A 15,154-nucleotide genomic window follows, 5' to 3' on the forward strand; every position below is an offset into this window, starting at 1 on the left:
CTGACGGAAGGAACCGACATGGCAGCACCGAACCCCATCCAGGTCCAGAAGTACCTGAGCGGCATCGACTACCCGGCGTCGAAGGACGACGTGGTCTCCACCGCGGAGCAGGAGGGGGCGCCGGACGACGTCCTCGAGGCGCTCCGCGCGATCCCGGACGGCGAGTACGACGCTCCGACCGCGGTGTCGAGCGCGGTCTCCGACGCGGGCTGAGGTCGGTCGGCGCGTTCGATCGCGTCCAGTGAGCAGAAGACGTCGGGTGGCACGATCGCACCCGACGTCTTCTGCTCACGAAACGCCGCCGCCTCCGCCGGAGCGCGAACCGCGCGGCACCGATCCGTCGCCGGGGTCGTACCCGGTGTCGCGGATGACCCGGAGCGCGGTCGTGTCGTTGTGGACCGAGTGCACGACGACGCGGCGGGTGCGCCGGAGCGCTCGACGGGCACCGGGTGTTGCGAACAGGCCGCCGAGCACGAGTCCCGCGCCGATCCCCAGGGCCACCGACACCGCCGCCACGAAGTCGAGCGCCGCGCTCGACGACCCGGACATGAAGTTCAGCAGGGCGTTCGACACCGCGACACCGGGGAGCAGCGCTCCGCAGAACGCCGGCACCGCGATGGCCGCAACCGCCGTCCGCATCCGCACGGCCGCGTAGGTCGAGAGCACGCCGAGCAGGACCGCCGCGAGGAACGTCGCGCCGAGGAGCGGGAGCCCCGCCTGCCGCAACGCCCACAGCGCGGCACCGGCGGCAACCGAGAACACCACGGCGACGGGTATGACACGGGCGCTGGCCTGCTGGACGAAGCAGTTCGCCGCGGCCGACACGACGGTCAGCGACAGCGATGCCCAGAGCGGCAGGGTCTGCGTCACGATGCCGGAGGGGTCGACCTCGATCTTCAGCCAGTGCGTCATCGCGATCCCGGCCGGGACCCCGACCACGATCGCCGCGATGACCAGCCCGATGTAGAACGCCCGCGCCACGGCCATCGCCCGGAACCCGGAGATGGCGTCCTGCGCCCAGGTCACGAGCGACGGGTGCGGCAGCAGCAGCACGACGAGCGCGGCGACCATCGTCGCAGCACCGTTCGCGTTGAGCACCCCGGCCCAGATCGCCAGCGTGCCGATCGCCGACGCCACCGCGCCCTGCGCCCCGGACACGAAGAACTGCGGGTACCCCCGGTCGGTCAGCCAGCGCCCGGAGACGATGATCCCGAGCATCAGCACGAACGCCCCGAGTCCGGCCCGCCAGCCGCCACCGGCCTGCACCGCGATCGAGATGCCGAGGATCGACAGGCCGACGTCGGACAACCACATCGGCCACCGCGGCGGGAGTCGCAGCACGGCGACGAGGGCGTTTACCGCCGAGGTCATGTCGCGGTCGTCGTGGATCAGGTCGTCGACGATCTGGTTCGCCCGTGCCAGCTTGTCGAGGTCGGAGCCGTCCGACCGCACGGTGCGGACCTTGACGAGCGGTGGGACGTCGGCCGGCGCGTACTGGATCGTCACCGAGCTGCCGGAGAAGTCGAGGTCGAGCGGCGCGAGGTTCCACTTCGTCGAGACCGCGACGACGGCCGTCTCGACGCTGCGCGTGTCCGCACCGGAGGCGAGCATCACCTCGGCCAGGTCGAGGCAGAAGTCGACGATCTGCGTCGCCGTGTACTGGTCGCGCCCCTTGGCGTCGGGCTCGACGTGCTCGTAGATCGTGCCGCGCAGGCGGGCCCGCGCGTCGCGCAGGTCGTGCTGCGCCAGGCTGCGGCGGCGAGGCCGGGGCGGGCGGCCCGGCTTGTGCGGGCCCGGGGGGTGCTGCTCGGCCATCCCGCCATGGTGCCAGTCCGCCGGGCTCGAGTCCGGACGTCCGCTGGACGCCTTCGGATCAGCCCCGGCGGCGCGTGCTCAGTCGACCGAGGGCGAAGGCCGCGACGACCGCGCCCACCAGCACGAGGACCGGTCCGACGGTCAGCTGCCACGGTTGGTCACCGGCGACGAACGCGTAGTCGGACAGCGGGGCGTACGCGAACCACCCGAAGGACGACGGCGGAGCCGTCAGCACGAACACGATCCCGGCCACGACGGCCAGCAGGCCGAGCCAGAGGGCGACGAGGGTCGGGGTGGCGAGGAATCGGGGCACGGCACCCAGCGTAGGTGGACGACGGACGGGAGGCCCGGTGCCAGCTGGCACCGGGCCTCCCGTCCGTCACGTGGTGACGGTTGTCGCGTCTCGCGCGTACTGCGCTGCGTTCGCTACTGCTCGAAGGTCGCGTGCAGCGTGATCTCGACGCCGGTCAGCGCCTTGCTGACGGGGCAGGTCGCCTTGGCGTCCTCGGCGGCCTTGAGGAAGGCGGCCTCGTCGATGCCGGAGACCTCGCCGCTGACGGTCAGGACGATCCCGGTGAGGCGGAAGCCGCCGGCCGGGTCCGGGCCGAGCGAGACGTCGGCCTTGACGTCGAGGGCCTCGACCGTGCCGCCGGCTTCGCCGAGGACGGCGGAGAACTGCATGGCGTAGCAGGCCGAGTGCGCGGCGGCGATGAGCTCCTCGGGGCTCGTGGTGCCACCGGCCTCCTCGGCGGTGCGCTTCGGGAACGAGACGTCGTACGTGCCGACCTTCGAGCTCGAGAGTTCGACCTGGCCGGAACCGTCCTCGAGGCCGCCGTTCCAGGCGGTGCGTGCGGTGCGAGTGGGCATGCCCGCTCCTTTCGTGTGGGGGAGCGGCCCCGAACGGGACCACCGCTCCTGAGTCAATCGGAGAACGATCGTTCTCGCAACGGGCTCACGGTGAAGACGCAGGTCCGCCCTACGATCGGGCGCATGGGGGACAGCACCGCGACGACCTTCCGCGAGTCCGTGCTCGAGCAGGGCCCGGCCGACGTGGCGAACCCGGTGGTGGCGCGGTCGTCGCGTCCTGGCGGCGCCCGGTTCGACCGCGGCCTGTTCGCCGGACGGCGTGTGCTGCCTGAGCCCGCTCTGCAACAGGGGTAGCTCACCGGGGCGTTCGCGCGGGCGTACATGGTCGAATCGGGCGTACCTGGTCGGGAGTTCTGACCAGGTACGCCCGATTCGACTTTCCAGCGCGGGTGTTCTGGGAAGGAACGCGCCGCGGGGTCAGCGTCCCGCGGCGTAGCCCTGCGCGCCGCGGGGGTTCGCGGCGGCACCGAGGACCCCGGTCTCCGGGTCGCGGGTGACGCACGACAGCCGGCCCAGGCTCCAGTCGCCGCCGCGGGTCACCACGTGTCCGCGTGCCTCGAGCCCCGCGATGACGTCGTCACCGAGGCGGTCCTCGACGACGAGGCCTGCTGGCTCCCAGGTGCGCGGCCAGAACGAGCCCGGGAACGACGTCGTGTGGAGCGCGGGCGCGTCGATGGCCTGCTGCGGGGAGTACCCGCCGACGATCCAGCGCAGCAGGAACAGCAGCTGCCACTGGTCCTGCTGGTCACCGCCGGGGGAACCGAGCGCGGCGACGGGCTGCCCGTCACGGAGCACCAGGGTCGGGGTCAACGTGGTGCGGGGGCGCTCGCCGGGTCGCAGGGTCGACGCGGTGTCCGGTTCGAGCCAGGTCATCTGCAGGCGGGTGCCGAGGCAGAACCCGAGCTCGGGGATCGTCGGCGACGACTGCAGCCATCCGCCGGACGGGGTCGCGCTGACCATGTTGCCCCAGCGGTCCACGACGTCGATGTGGCACGTGTCGCCGCGGGTCTCGCCGTCGGGGGCCACGAACGGCTCGCCGCGGTCCTCGAGGGGAGCTGCAGGCGGGACCTGGGTGTCGGCTTCGGCGTCACGAGCGACCTGCAGGGTGGGTTCACCGAGGCCGGCCGTCACGCCGGACCCGTACGACGTGCGGACCGGCGGCAGCGCGTGCTCCGCCCCGGCGATCGTGCCCGGTCGGAACTCCGCGGACGCCCGCTCGCCGATGAGGGCGCGGCGCTCGTCGGCGTAGGCGTCGGACAGGAGCACGTCGATCGGGACCTCGCCGTCGCCGTAGAACGCCTCACGGTCGGCGAGTGCGAGCTTGTGCGCCTCGACGATGGTGTGTGCACCGAGCTCGGTCGATGGGTCGAGCAGGGGGTCGTCGAGCGGTTCGAGCAGCCGGAGGGTCTGCAGGAGCGCCGGCCCCTGGCCCCACGGCCCGGTCTTCGCGATCGTGCAGCCGCGGAACTCCGCGGTCGTCGCGGGTTCGTACGACGCCCGGAACGCCGCGAGGTCCGACGCACGGATGACGCCGGCGTGGTCGGTGCCCGACGCGTGCGGGTGCGGTTCGCGGACGAAGCGGTCGATCGCCTCGGCGACGAACCCCTCCGCCCACTCCGACCGGGCGGCGTCGATGCGGCCGGTCCGGCTGCCGGCACCGTCACCGGCGTCGACCAGCCGCTCGAGCACTGCGGCGAGTGCCTCGTTGCGCACCAGGTCCCCGGGGGCCGGCACCGCGCCTCCAGGCAGCCACTGCGTGGCGGAAGTGGGCCAGTGCTGCTGGAACAGATCCCGCACGGCGGTGATCGTCCGGACCACCGCAGGTGCGACCGGATGGCCGTCACGGGCGTACCCGACGGCGGGCGCGAGGACGTCCGCGAGTTCCCACGTGCCGTGGTCACGGAGCAGGAGCAACCACGCGTCGACCGCTCCCGGAACGGCCGCGGCCAGTGCGCCGGAGCCGGGGACGAGGTCGAGGCCTTCGGCGCGGTAGTGCTCGGGTGTCGCAGCGGCGGGGGCGGGACCCTGACCGACCAGTACCGTCGGCGCCGGGTTCGTGGCCGTCGCGAAGACCGCCGTCAGGTCGCCGCCGGGGCCGTTCAGGTGCGGCTCCACGACGTGCAGGACGAAGGCCCCGGCGACGGCGGCGTCGAAGGCGTTGCCGCCGCGTTCGAGCACCGACTGGGCGGTCGCCGTGGCGATCCAGTGGGTGGCGGCCGCCATGCCGAACGTGCCCTGCAGGTCCGGTCGCGTGGTGTGCGGGGTGGGCGGGACGAAGGCGGGATTCGGCGTCGGCATGGTCCCATCCTGTCCCGAGGGCATCGATCCCGCGCGGCCTACCCCCAGTCCAAGGGGTTGTGCACCCCGTGCAGAAAAGCGAACATCGTTCGGCGACTCGTGCAGGGCGAGCGCCGACGGCCGCGCGCTCGTGTGGTCGATTCCAGGGCAGGGGATCCATGACCACCACTCCGTCGACCGTCGCACGTGCGCGCCGACTCCCACGCATCGTCGGCGCCGTCATGGCACTGGCACTCGCGGCGGGGGCGCTCGTGGCGACAGCCGAACCGGCTGCGGCCTCCGCCGTGTGGGTCGGCTCGGCGCCGGCAGGCACGAAGATCCTGCCCGGCGACCAGATCACGTCGCCGAACGGCCAGTTCAAGCTCATCATGCAGGGCGACGGCAACCTGGTCGAGTACGGCATCGGCAACCGCGTGCTGTGGGCGTCGAACACCGCCGGCAACTCCGGTGCGATCGCCGTGATCGGCAAGAACCGCGCCCTCGACATCACCAAGAACGGCAAGCGCGTGGCCCGCTGGGCCTCGGCCGGCACCGCGAACTCGACGGCGATGAAGGTGCGTGCGGACGGCACGATGGCCCTGCTCGCCGGCAAGACCGTCGTCGTGAGCTGGAACGGGTACCAGGACCGCGTCCCGTCGGGGAACACCATCCTGGGTGGGACCGTCCTGCGGTCCGACACCTCGAACACGCGCATCCTCAACATGCGCACCGACGGCAACCTGGTGCAGAAGGTCAGCGGTCGCGTCGTCTGGCAGTCGCGGACCGGCGGGCACCCCGGCGCCTGGGCCGAGCTGCAGTCGAAGGGCAACTTCGTCATCTGGACCCGTGACGCGGCGCGCAAGAAGGTCGCGCTCTGGAGCTCCCGCACCAGCACCGCCGGCTCGGGCAACCTGCTCGTGCAGGTCGACGGCAACGTCGTGCTCTACGGCGCGAAGGACACCCGGGTCTGGTCGAGCCGACCGGTCACCGGCCTGGCCTGGCCCGTCAACGGCACGAAGATCACCGGGCGGTACGGCGACGACCGCGGCGCCGGACACGTTCCGCGCTACCACCAGGGCGCCGATGCCCCGGTGCCGGTCGGCACGCCCGTGTACGGCTCGGGGACCGGGACGGTCACCAAGACCGTGGCGAACGACGGTGCGTACGGCAACTACATCGTCGTGACCTACGGCATGACCGCGGTGCTGGTCGCGCACCTCAGCAAGATCGAGGTGAAGCAGGGGCAGATCGTGAAGCTCGGCACCGAGATCGCGAAGTCCGGCAACACCGGGCAGTCGACGGGGCCGCACATCCACGTGGAGACCCGGCGCAACGGCACGCTCGTCGACCCGCTGAAGAACATGCACTTCCGCTGAGGCGGGGTGGGGGCGAGCTCGGTCACACATCGCGCGCGTGCGGCGCGTTCTCGCCCCGTGCATCGAGTGAGCACAAGACGTCGGGTCGCTCCAGGGCGCCCGACGTCTTCTGCTCACTCGTTCGAGGCCCCGCACGGTGCGATGGCGCGCTCGCTCGAAGAAGCCACCGCGCTGCGTGCCGAAGCCGAGGTGCAGGAGGCCCGCGCGCTCTCGCTCCGCAGGGCGATCGCTGTCTCATTGAAGGACGACGGCCTCACCCTTCGGGGCATCGCGGTCGTTCTCGGCGTCTCGTACCAGCGGGTGCATCAGCTCGTGCACGAGGGTGAGCCCGCGGCGCTCGCTGCATCCTCGGCCGCAATCTCTCCTGATCTGCCGAGTCCAGTAGCCAGACGGTAGCCCCACGAACGGGGGCGGGACAATCGGTCGATCGCTGACGGGTCGTCAACTAGCGTTGCAGCGATCACAGGGGAGAAACAATGGAGTTCGAAGAGCGTCTCGCCGCGTTGGCGACGAAGGTGCAGAACCAGCGCGAGGCCATCCAGACCGAAGAAGCGACGAAGAACGCGTTCGTCATGCCGTTCATCTCGACGATCCTCGGGTATGACGTTTTCAACCCACTGGAGGTCGTGCCCGAGTTCACGGCGGACGTGGGTGTGAAGCGCGGCGAGAAGGTCGACTACGCGATCATGCGCGACGGCGAGGTGCAGATCCTCATCGAGTGCAAGAAGTCGACCGAGCCGCTGAAGATCGAGCACGCGTCGCAGCTGTTCCGGTACTTCTCCGTCACGAACGCCCGCATCGCGGTGCTCACGAACGGCGAGGTCTACAACTTCTACACGGACCTCGATGCGCCGAACAAGATGGACGACCGTCCTTTCCTCGTCCTCGATCTGGCCGACATCGACGAGACGTTGCTGCCGGAGCTCAGCAAGCTGACCAAGGACGTCTTCGACCTGGACTCGGTCATCAGTGCCGCCGAGGAGCTGAAGTACGTCGGGTCCATCAAGCGGGCCATCGCTGCGCAGTTCCGTGAGCCGGAAGAGGACTTCGTGCGCCTCTTCACCACGCGCGTCTACGACGGTCGCTTCACCCAGGAGGCCCGTACCCAGTTCACGACGCTGGTCGCGAAGGCATCGAAGCAGTTCCTGAACGAGCAGGTCAACGATCGGTTGAAGACGGCGCTCGGCGCTTCGTACAGTGCTCCGGTCGGCGCCGAAGCCCCGGCTGAGGCGATGACGAGCGCGGCGGTGGCTGAGGACGACCTCGATCGCGACACCGAAATCGAGACCACGCTCGAGGAACTTGAGGGCTACCAGATCGTCAAGGCGATCGCCTGCAGCGAGGTCAAGCCCGACCGCATCGCGCACCGGGACCAGAAGTCGTACTTCGCCGTCCTGCTCGATGACAACAACCGCAAGCCCATCGCACGCCTTTGGTTCAACGGCAAGAAGCAGAAGTACCTCGGCCTGTTCGACGAGAACAAGGTCGAGACGAAGCACCCGATCGAGAACCTCGATGACATCTACCTGCACGCTGCGGCGATCCGAGAGGCCACTCAGCGGTTCGCGAGCTGACGTTCGCTTCGTGAGCAGAAATGGTCGGGTCGCCCACGGGCACCCGACCATTTCTGCTCACCGAGCGCGGGCGAGCTCGCACGGTGCGAGGACGCGGTGCGGCGCGGATAGCCTGGGCGGGATGAGGAAGCGCGGCGGAACGGTGCTCGTGTTGGTGGCGATCGGGATCCTCGCGGGGGTCCTGTCCGGGCTGTTCGGCGTCGGCGGCGGGGTCATCGTGGTGCCGGCGCTGATGGCCTTCCTGCAGATGGACCAGCGTCGGGCGTCCGCCACGTCGCTCGTGGCGATCGCCCCCGCGGCCGTCGTCGGTGCCCTCACGTACGCGGTGCAGGGCGAGGTGCACTGGCTCGCGGCCCTGACCCTGGCGGTCGGCAGCGTCGTCGGCGCCCCGCTCGGTGCCCGGCTGCTCCGTGCCCTGCCGCTCCGGGTGCTGCCGTGGATCTTCGTCGGGTTCATCGCCGTCGTGCTCGTCTCGCTGTTCACCACGGTGCCGACCCGCGGCGGCGAGGTGCACTTCGGGGTCGTCGAGGCGATCGTCCTGCTGCTGCTCGGGCTGCTGTCCGGCGTGCTGTCCGGGCTCGTCGGGGTCGGCGGCGGGGTGGTCATCGTGCCGGGGCTCGAGGTCGTCCTCGGCGCCGGTGACCTGCTGGCGAAGGGCACGTCGCTGCTCACGATGGTGCCGACGTCGGTGTCGGGCACGGTCGCGAACCTGCGACGCCGCGCGGTCGACCTGCGGATCGGGCTGACGGTCGGCATCACCGCCGCGGTGTGCTCGCCGGGCGGTGCCGTGCTCGCGCGCCTGGTCGACCCGCAGGTCGGTACCTGGTTGTTCGCGGCGTTCCTGGTGGTCGTCGCGGTCATCGTGCTCAGCCGCGGTCGGCGGACCGCACCCCGGAGCGACGCGACCGTGGGGGAGGTCGCATGACGCGCCTCCAGGCCGGTAACGGCAACGGCAACGGGAACCGCAACGCGCACGACGCGGAAGTCGTCCTGGCGGCCTTCGCCCGCACCCCCGGCGACGTCCCGGCGGCCCGCAGGGTCGCCCGGCAGTTCCAGGGCCTCGACGAGGGGGAGCGCTCGGCACTGCTCTGGAGCGAGGACGACGGCGCGAAGCTCGTCGCCGTGCTGCTGCTCGTGCAGGCGATGCGGGAGCACCCCGATCCGGAGCTCACCGACGAGTACCTGTCGGCGGCGAAGGCCGAGCGGTTCGAGGACCCGCTGCTCGTCGACCTGGCGGCCGAGGAACTCGTCGGCGCCCCGCTCGTGAGCGGTTCGACGGGGCCGCTGTTCGCGCTGGCGAAGTCCGACGTGGCGATGGTCCGGCGGATCGCGGTCGTGGCGACCCTGGCGTTCGTGAAGCAGGGCGACGCCGAGGTGCCGCTCGGGATCGCCGGTCGCTTGGTGCGGGAACGCAGTGAGACCGTGCAGTCGGCGCTCGGGTGGGTCCTGCGCGAGACGGGGAAGCGGGCGTCCGAGGCGGCGCTCGTGGCGTTCCTCGAGAGGAGCGGCCGGTTCCTCAGCCCGGCGGCACGACGGACGGCGACCGAGCACCTGCCGCCGGGCGAGCGCGACCGCCTGCGGGGATGACGCAGCGGCGCTGTGCTGTGAACCGACTGGGCAGTCTGCCCTACCGACCAGATGGTCGGTTAGGGTCAGTGGGTGCAACCGACCCAGACCAGCGCCACCCCGACCCACCCCGCCTCCGTCCGGGAATGGGCGTCCCTCGGCGTCCTCACCCTGGCCGTGGTGCTCCTGGCGATCGACGGCACCGTGCTGGCCCTGGCGGTGCCGTCCCTGACCGCCGACCTCGACCCGACCGCGACCCAGGTGCTCTGGATCGGCGACGTCTACTCGTTCGCCCTGGCCGGACTGCTCGTCACGATGGGCAACGTCGCCGACCGGATCGGCCGGAAGCGCCTGCTGCTCATCGGCTCGGTCGCGTTCGGGCTGGCATCCGCCACCGCCGCCTTCGCGTCGAGCCCGGAACTGCTCATCGCCGCCCGGGCACTCCTCGGCGTCGCCGGTGCCACGCTGATGCCGTCGACGCTGTCGCTGGTCCGCACGATCTTCCGCGATCCCCGGCAGCGCACCACCGCCATCGCCGTGTGGTCCGCCGGCGCGACCGGTGGTGCCGCCGCCGGACCGCTCGTCGGCGGTGCGCTGCTCGAGCACTTCTGGTGGGGCTCCGTCTTCCTCATCAACATCCCCGTCATCGCGGTGATCGTGGTCGCCGGGGCGTTCCTGCTGCCGGAGTCACGCGGCAGCGCCCGCACCCCGATCGACCTGCTGTCCGCCGTGCTCTCGGTGCTCGCGATCGTGCCGCTCGTGTACGCCGTCAAGCACGTCGCCGGGCACGGGTTCGACTGGACGGTGCCGGTCGCCGCGCTGGTCGGGATCGGCTCGGGCTGGTGGTTCGTCCGGCGGCAGAAGCGTCTGACCACGCCGCTCATCGACCTGCAGCTGTTCCGGATCCCGGCGTTCTCGGGTGCGGTGGTCGCCAACTCACTGTCCGTCTTCGCGCTGAGCGGTCTGCTGTTCTTCTTCTCGCAGTACCTGCAGCTCGTGCGCGGGTTCCCGCCGCTGCTGGCGGGGGCGGCGGAGCTGCCGGCGACCCTGGCCTCCATCGCGGTGATCGCCGTGATCGGGCTGCTGTCCCGCCACGTCGGACCCGGCCGGTCGATCGGCCTCGGCCTCGCGGTCGCCGCGGTCGGGATGGCCGGACTCGCGTTCGCCGAGGGGCTGCCGACGTACTGGGGCATCGCGATCGCACTCGCCGTGGTCGGCCTCGGCGTCGGGGTGTCGATGACCCTGGCGACGGACGCGGTCGTCGCCGCGGCTCCCCGGGAGCGCGCCGGTGCCGCGTCGGCCATCTCGGAGACCGGGTACGAGCTCGGCGTGGCGCTCGGTATCGCGGTGCTCGGGTCGCTGCAGACCGCGTTCTACCGGTCGAACCTCGACCTGGGCGGTGACGGTCTGGGCTCGGGGGTCGCCGGCCGGGTCCGGGAGTCGTTGGCTTCGGCGAGCCAGGTGCTGCAGCCGGGGTCGCCCGTGCTCGAGCACGCCCGCGAGGCGTTCACCGGCGGCATGCAACTCGCCTCGATCTGTGCCGCCGTGCTGCTCGCGGTCGCCGCCGTCGTCGCGCTCCGGGTCATCCCGAACCGGCAGGATGGACCGCATGAGCACTGACCGCCGCACGGGCGTCGTCCGCACGGGCACCGACGGGTCCCGTGACCGCGAGCGCACGCGACAGGCCGTGCTCGAGTCCGCACACCGGCTGCTCGCCGAGCGCGGCACCCGGGTGAGCGTCGCCGAGATCGCGACGGACGCCGGCGTCTCGAAGAGCGGGCTGCTGCACCACTTCCCGTCGAAGGACGAACTCCTGCTCGCGGTCGTCGAGCACGGGCTGGCCGTGTTCACGGACGAGGTCATGCGGCACGTGGACCTCGCCGAGAACCGACCAGGCAAGGTCCTGCGCGCCTACGTCCGGACGCTCTGCGGCGGCAGCGAACAGGCGATGGAGCTGTTCGCGCCGTCCTCGCACTGGACCGGGCTGATGGCCGTCCCCGGGATCGCCGCGGTCGTCGCCGATGACGCCGAGCACTGGCGGACGCTGTTCGCCCGTGACGGCCTGCCCGAGGACCGCACGCTCGTCGTCCGGCACGCGGCCGAGGGGCTCGCCGCCGCGGCCGGCATGCCGCCCTACCTGGCCGAGCGGGAGCTCGCGGTCGCGCGGGACGCGCTGCTCGCCCTGGCAGAACCCGTCTGAGGCGACGGCCGGGAGGCCCGGTGCGGGTCCGCCCCGCCGCTCGCCGCCGGCACGCACCGGTCCCACCCCCGTGCGGGGTCCGACGCCTATGCTGCGGGCATGCACACCGAGGTGCCCCGGACCGACGCCGGACTCGTCGAACGACTCGTCGCGGCGCAGTTCCCCGACTGGGCCGGCCTGCCCGTGCGCGAGGTCGACCACCAGGGCTGGGACAACCGCACGTACCGACTCGGGGAGGCCCTGTCGGTGCGGCTGCCGAGCGCGGCCGGCTACGTGCCCGCGGTCGAGAAGGAGCAGGACGTCCTGCCGTACCTCGCCCGTCGGCTGGACGTCGCCGTGCCGGAGCCCGTGGCGCTCGGGGAACCGGGCCAGGGCTATCCGTTCCCGTGGTCCGTGCTGCGGTGGCTCGAGGGGACGCCGGCCGAGCAGGTCGACGACCTCGACCACGAGCGCTTCGCGGCCGAGGTCGGCGCCGTGCTCCGGCAGCTCCGGAGCATCCCCGCGACGGGCGGACCCACCGCCGGCGCGCACTCGTTCCACCGCGGGGAGCACCCGTCCGTGTACGACGCCGAGGTGCGGGCGGCGCTCGACACGCTCAGCGGCGGCGGCGGCGGCGGCGACGGCAGCGGCACCGACGTCGACCGCGGCGCGTGCGAAGCGGTCTGGGCCGAGGCCCTCGCCACCCGGTGGGACGCGCCAGCCGTCTGGTTCCACGGTGACGTCGCCCCGGGCAACCTCCTCGTCGACGACGCCGGGCGGCTGTGCGCCGCGATCGACTTCGGCACGTGCGGCGTGGGGGACCCGGCGTGCGACCTCGTGCTCGCGTGGACGATGCTCGATCCCCCGGCGCGGCAGGTGTTCCGGCAGGCGGTCGACCTCGACGACGACACCTGGGCGCGGGCACGGGGATGGGCGCTGTGGAAGGCGCTCATCATGCTCGCGGGCAGCGCCGGGCCGGGCGGTCGCGACGAGCACGAACGGGTCCTCGCAGCCGTCCTCGCGTCGGCGTGACCAGCCGCGCCGACGCGCGCGAGGGGGACGCGGGGCTGGGAGTGTCCACGGGGCGGGCGCGTACCGAGGAGGGGAACGCGAGTCGTGCCTCCAGGCCGGCTCGAAGCGACCACGAGAGGAACGCGACGTGCGCGCACTGACCTGGCAGGGCACCGAGAAGGTGTCCGTCGAGACCGTCCCCGACCCGACCATCCAGGAGCCGACCGACGCGATCGTGCGGATCACCTCCACGGCGATCTGCGGCTCCGACCTGCACCTGTACCGCGTGCTCGGCCCGTACATCGACCGCGGCGACGTCCTCGGTCACGAGCCGATGGGCGTCGTGGAAGAGGTCGGCTCCGGCGTCACGAACCTCAAGGTCGGCGACCGGGTCGTCATCCCCTTCAACATCTCCTGCGGCCACTGCTGGATGTGCCAGCACGGCCTGCAGTCGCAGTGCGAGACCACCCAGGTGACCGAGTACGGCAGCGGGGCATCCCTGTTCGGCTACACGAAGATGTACGGCCAGGTCCCCGGTGGCCAGGCCGAGTACCTGCGCGTGCCGCACGCCGACTACGGACCCATCGTCGTGCCGGACGACGGCACCCCCGACGACCGCTGGCTGTTCCTGAGCGACATCCTGCCCACCGCGTGGCAGGCCGTGCAGTACGCCCAGGTGCCCGAGGGCGGCACGCTCGCGGTGCTCGGTCTCGGCCCGGTCGGGCAGTTCGCCGCCCGCATAGGCAAGCACCTCGGCTACCGCGTGCTCGCCGTCGACCCCGAGCAGGTCCGTCGTGACCTGGGGGCGAAGCACGGCGCCGAGGTGTTCGACCTGACGAAGGACCTGGTGCCCGAGCTCGTCGACCTGACCGACGGCCGCGGCCCCGACGGGGTCGTCGACGCGGTCGGCATGGAGGCCCACGGCAACCCGATGGCGGGCTTCGCACAGCGCGCCGCCGGTCTGCTGCCCGACAAGCTCGCGCAGAAGGCGATCGAGACCGCCGGAGTCGACCGCCTCGCCGCCGTGCACGCGGCCATCGACCTGGTCCGCCGCGGCGGCACCGTCTCGCTGAGCGGTGTCTACGGCGGCATGGCCGACCCGATGCCGATGATGACGCTGTTCGACAAGCAGATCACCATCCGCGAGGGCCAGTGCAACGTGAAGCGCTGGATCGACGACATCATGCCGCTCGTCTCCGACCCGTCGGACCCGCTCGGCACGCTCGACCTGACCACCCACCGCGTCTCGCTCGAGGAGGCCCCGCACATGTACGAGGTCTTCCAGAAGAAGCAGGACGGCTGCGTCAAGGTCGTGCTCGACCCCGCGATGGCCGCCGCCTGATGCGCGTCGTCGTCGTCGGTGCGACCGGCAACGTCGGGACGGCGGTGCTTCGTCGGCTCGCGGCCGTGCGCGCCGACGGCGACGGTGGTGCTTCCGCTGGTGGTGCTGCTCCTCCGCCCGCAGGTGCGTCCGCCTCTGTGTCCGCCGGTGGCCGTGACGTCGCCGACGTCCAGATCGTCGGCGTCGCCCGGCGGCTGCCGGACCTGCGCGCCGAGCCGTACGACGCCGCCGTCTGGCACGCCGTGGACGTCGGTGCCGCGGACGCCGTGGACCAGCTCGCCGCCGTGTTCCAGGGCGCCGACGCCGTGATCCACCTGGCGTGGGCGCTCCAGCCGACGCACGACATCCCGGCGCAGCACCGGACGAACGTGACGGGGACGGCGAACGTCCTCGAGGCCGTCGCGCGCGCCGGGGTGCCCCAGGTCGTGGTCGCGTCCTCGGTGGGTGCCTACCGCGGGGTGGACGTCGACGGCAAGCGCACGCCCGTGGACGAGAGCTGGCCAGCCGACGGCATCCCGACGGCGACGTACTCGATCCACAAGGCCGCCAACGAGTCGGCGATGGATGCATTCGAGGCAGATCACCCCTCGGTGACGGTGACACGGCTGCGGCCCGGGCTGATCTTCCAGCGGGACGCCGCCGCCGAGATCCGCGGGCTGTTCCTCGGCCACCTCGTGCCGATGTCGATCGTCCGGTGGATCCGCTGGCTCGTGCTGCCGCTGCCGTACCCGTTCGTGTTCCAGGCCGTGCACGCCGACGACGTCGCCGACGCCTACTGGCGGGCCGTCGACCGACGGGCAGCGGGGGCGTTCAACATCGCCGCGTCGCCCGTGCTCAACCCGCCGCGGCTGGCTCGGGCCTTCGGCATGCTCGGCGCGGTCCGCATCCCGCTGCGGCTGCTGCGCGGGATCGTGACGGTGACGTGGCGGCTGCGGTTGCAGCCGACGGACGCCGGGTGGATCGACATCGCGGCCGGGGTGCCGATCATGCGGACCGACCGGGCCCGGTCGGTGCTCGGATGGGAGGCGCGACACACCTCCGAAGAAGCGTTGCGTGCGCTCGTGGCCGGCTTCGCGGACGGTGCGAACGTGCCGGGGTCGGGGCCGCTGCGCGGCTGAGCGGGCTGAGGCGGGCTGGGGCCGGGTGG

The 15,154-nt window shown here is 72.0% G+C and carries 16 protein-coding genes; 12 read left to right on the forward strand and 4 right to left on the reverse strand.

Features of this window, described 5'->3' with window-relative positions; translation table 11 throughout:
* Window positions 1-18: 18 nt before the first annotated feature.
* Window positions 19-213 (forward strand): DUF2795 domain-containing protein, encoded by a 195-nt coding sequence (locus KK097_RS07245; protein ID WP_027467172.1) that lies wholly within the window; start codon window positions 19-21, stop codon window positions 211-213.
* Window positions 214-288: 75 nt separating this feature from the next.
* Here KK097_RS07245 and KK097_RS07250 read toward each other — a convergent pair whose 3' ends face one another.
* The 3 genes from KK097_RS07250 to KK097_RS07260 all read right to left on the reverse strand — a co-directional run bounded on the left by KK097_RS07250 (window position 289) and on the right by KK097_RS07260 (window position 2,682).
* On the reverse strand, window positions 289-1,815 hold the full coding sequence (locus KK097_RS07250; RefSeq protein WP_214530247.1) for a threonine/serine exporter family protein: 1,527 nt from the start codon (window positions 1,813-1,815) through the stop codon (window positions 289-291).
* 58 nt (window positions 1,816-1,873) lie between these two features.
* Complete coding sequence (locus KK097_RS07255; protein WP_214544192.1) at window positions 1,874-2,128, reverse strand: hypothetical protein; 255 nt, start codon at window positions 2,126-2,128, stop codon at window positions 1,874-1,876.
* A gap of 113 nt (window positions 2,129-2,241) precedes the next feature.
* On the reverse strand, window positions 2,242-2,682 hold the full coding sequence (locus KK097_RS07260; protein WP_214530249.1) for an OsmC family peroxiredoxin: 441 nt from the start codon (window positions 2,680-2,682) through the stop codon (window positions 2,242-2,244).
* Window positions 2,683-2,805: 123 nt separating this feature from the next.
* Between KK097_RS07260 and KK097_RS07265 the strand changes: the two genes are divergently transcribed.
* Window positions 2,806-2,976, forward strand: a complete 171-nt coding sequence (locus tag KK097_RS07265) for a hypothetical protein (RefSeq protein WP_214544193.1) — start codon at window positions 2,806-2,808, stop codon at window positions 2,974-2,976.
* Between the two features lie 123 nt (window positions 2,977-3,099).
* On the opposite strand, the gene KK097_RS07270 is transcribed toward KK097_RS07265, so the two are convergent.
* Window positions 3,100-4,980, reverse strand: coding sequence for a gamma-glutamyltransferase family protein (locus KK097_RS07270; protein WP_439647648.1), 1,881 nt, complete (start codon window positions 4,978-4,980; stop codon window positions 3,100-3,102).
* 158 nt (window positions 4,981-5,138) lie between these two features.
* Here KK097_RS07270 and KK097_RS18415 point away from each other — a divergent pair, with 158 nt between their 5' ends.
* From KK097_RS18415 to KK097_RS07320, 10 genes are all read left to right on the forward strand, one after another.
* Complete coding sequence (locus tag KK097_RS18415) at window positions 5,139-6,335, forward strand: peptidoglycan DD-metalloendopeptidase family protein (RefSeq protein WP_214544194.1); 1,197 nt, start codon at window positions 5,139-5,141, stop codon at window positions 6,333-6,335.
* Window positions 6,336-6,476: 141 nt separating this feature from the next.
* The gene (locus KK097_RS07280; RefSeq protein WP_214544195.1) at window positions 6,477-6,731 is read left to right on the forward strand and encodes a hypothetical protein; all 255 of its coding nucleotides are present in this window, start codon (window positions 6,477-6,479) and stop codon (window positions 6,729-6,731) included.
* 80 nt (window positions 6,732-6,811) lie between these two features.
* Entirely contained in the window at window positions 6,812-7,909 is a 1,098-nt protein-coding gene (locus tag KK097_RS07285; protein ID WP_214544196.1) for a type I restriction endonuclease, read from the forward strand.
* Between the two features lie 121 nt (window positions 7,910-8,030).
* Complete coding sequence (locus KK097_RS07290) at window positions 8,031-8,834, forward strand: sulfite exporter TauE/SafE family protein (RefSeq protein ID WP_214530252.1); 804 nt, start codon at window positions 8,031-8,033, stop codon at window positions 8,832-8,834.
* Window positions 8,831-9,496 carry a DNA alkylation repair protein gene (locus tag KK097_RS07295; RefSeq protein WP_214544197.1) on the forward strand — a complete coding sequence of 222 codons (666 nt, stop codon included), beginning with the start codon at window positions 8,831-8,833 and terminating at the stop codon, window positions 9,494-9,496. Before KK097_RS07290 ends, KK097_RS07295 begins: the two co-directional genes overlap by 4 nt.
* A gap of 72 nt (window positions 9,497-9,568) precedes the next feature.
* On the forward strand, window positions 9,569-11,095 hold the full coding sequence (locus KK097_RS07300) for an MFS transporter (protein WP_214544198.1): 1,527 nt from the start codon (window positions 9,569-9,571) through the stop codon (window positions 11,093-11,095).
* Complete coding sequence (locus tag KK097_RS07305; RefSeq protein ID WP_214544199.1) at window positions 11,085-11,675, forward strand: TetR/AcrR family transcriptional regulator; 591 nt, start codon at window positions 11,085-11,087, stop codon at window positions 11,673-11,675. The genes KK097_RS07300 and KK097_RS07305 overlap by 11 nt, the downstream gene beginning before the upstream one ends.
* A 99-nt stretch (window positions 11,676-11,774) precedes the next feature.
* Window positions 11,775-12,686 (forward strand): aminoglycoside phosphotransferase family protein, encoded by a 912-nt coding sequence (locus KK097_RS07310; protein WP_214544200.1) that lies wholly within the window; start codon window positions 11,775-11,777, stop codon window positions 12,684-12,686.
* A 127-nt stretch (window positions 12,687-12,813) separates the two neighbouring features.
* On the forward strand, window positions 12,814-14,007 hold the full coding sequence (locus tag KK097_RS07315; RefSeq protein ID WP_110894050.1) for a zinc-dependent alcohol dehydrogenase: 1,194 nt from the start codon (window positions 12,814-12,816) through the stop codon (window positions 14,005-14,007).
* On the forward strand, window positions 14,007-15,125 hold the full coding sequence (locus KK097_RS07320) for an NAD-dependent epimerase/dehydratase family protein (RefSeq protein WP_214544201.1): 1,119 nt from the start codon (window positions 14,007-14,009) through the stop codon (window positions 15,123-15,125). The genes KK097_RS07315 and KK097_RS07320 overlap by 1 nt, the downstream gene beginning before the upstream one ends.
* Window positions 15,126-15,154: the final 29 nt, after the last annotated feature.

It is taken from the genome of Curtobacterium flaccumfaciens (assembly GCF_018598405.1).
GTDB classification, from domain to species: Bacteria; Actinomycetota; Actinomycetes; order Actinomycetales; family Microbacteriaceae; genus Curtobacterium; species Curtobacterium aurantiacum.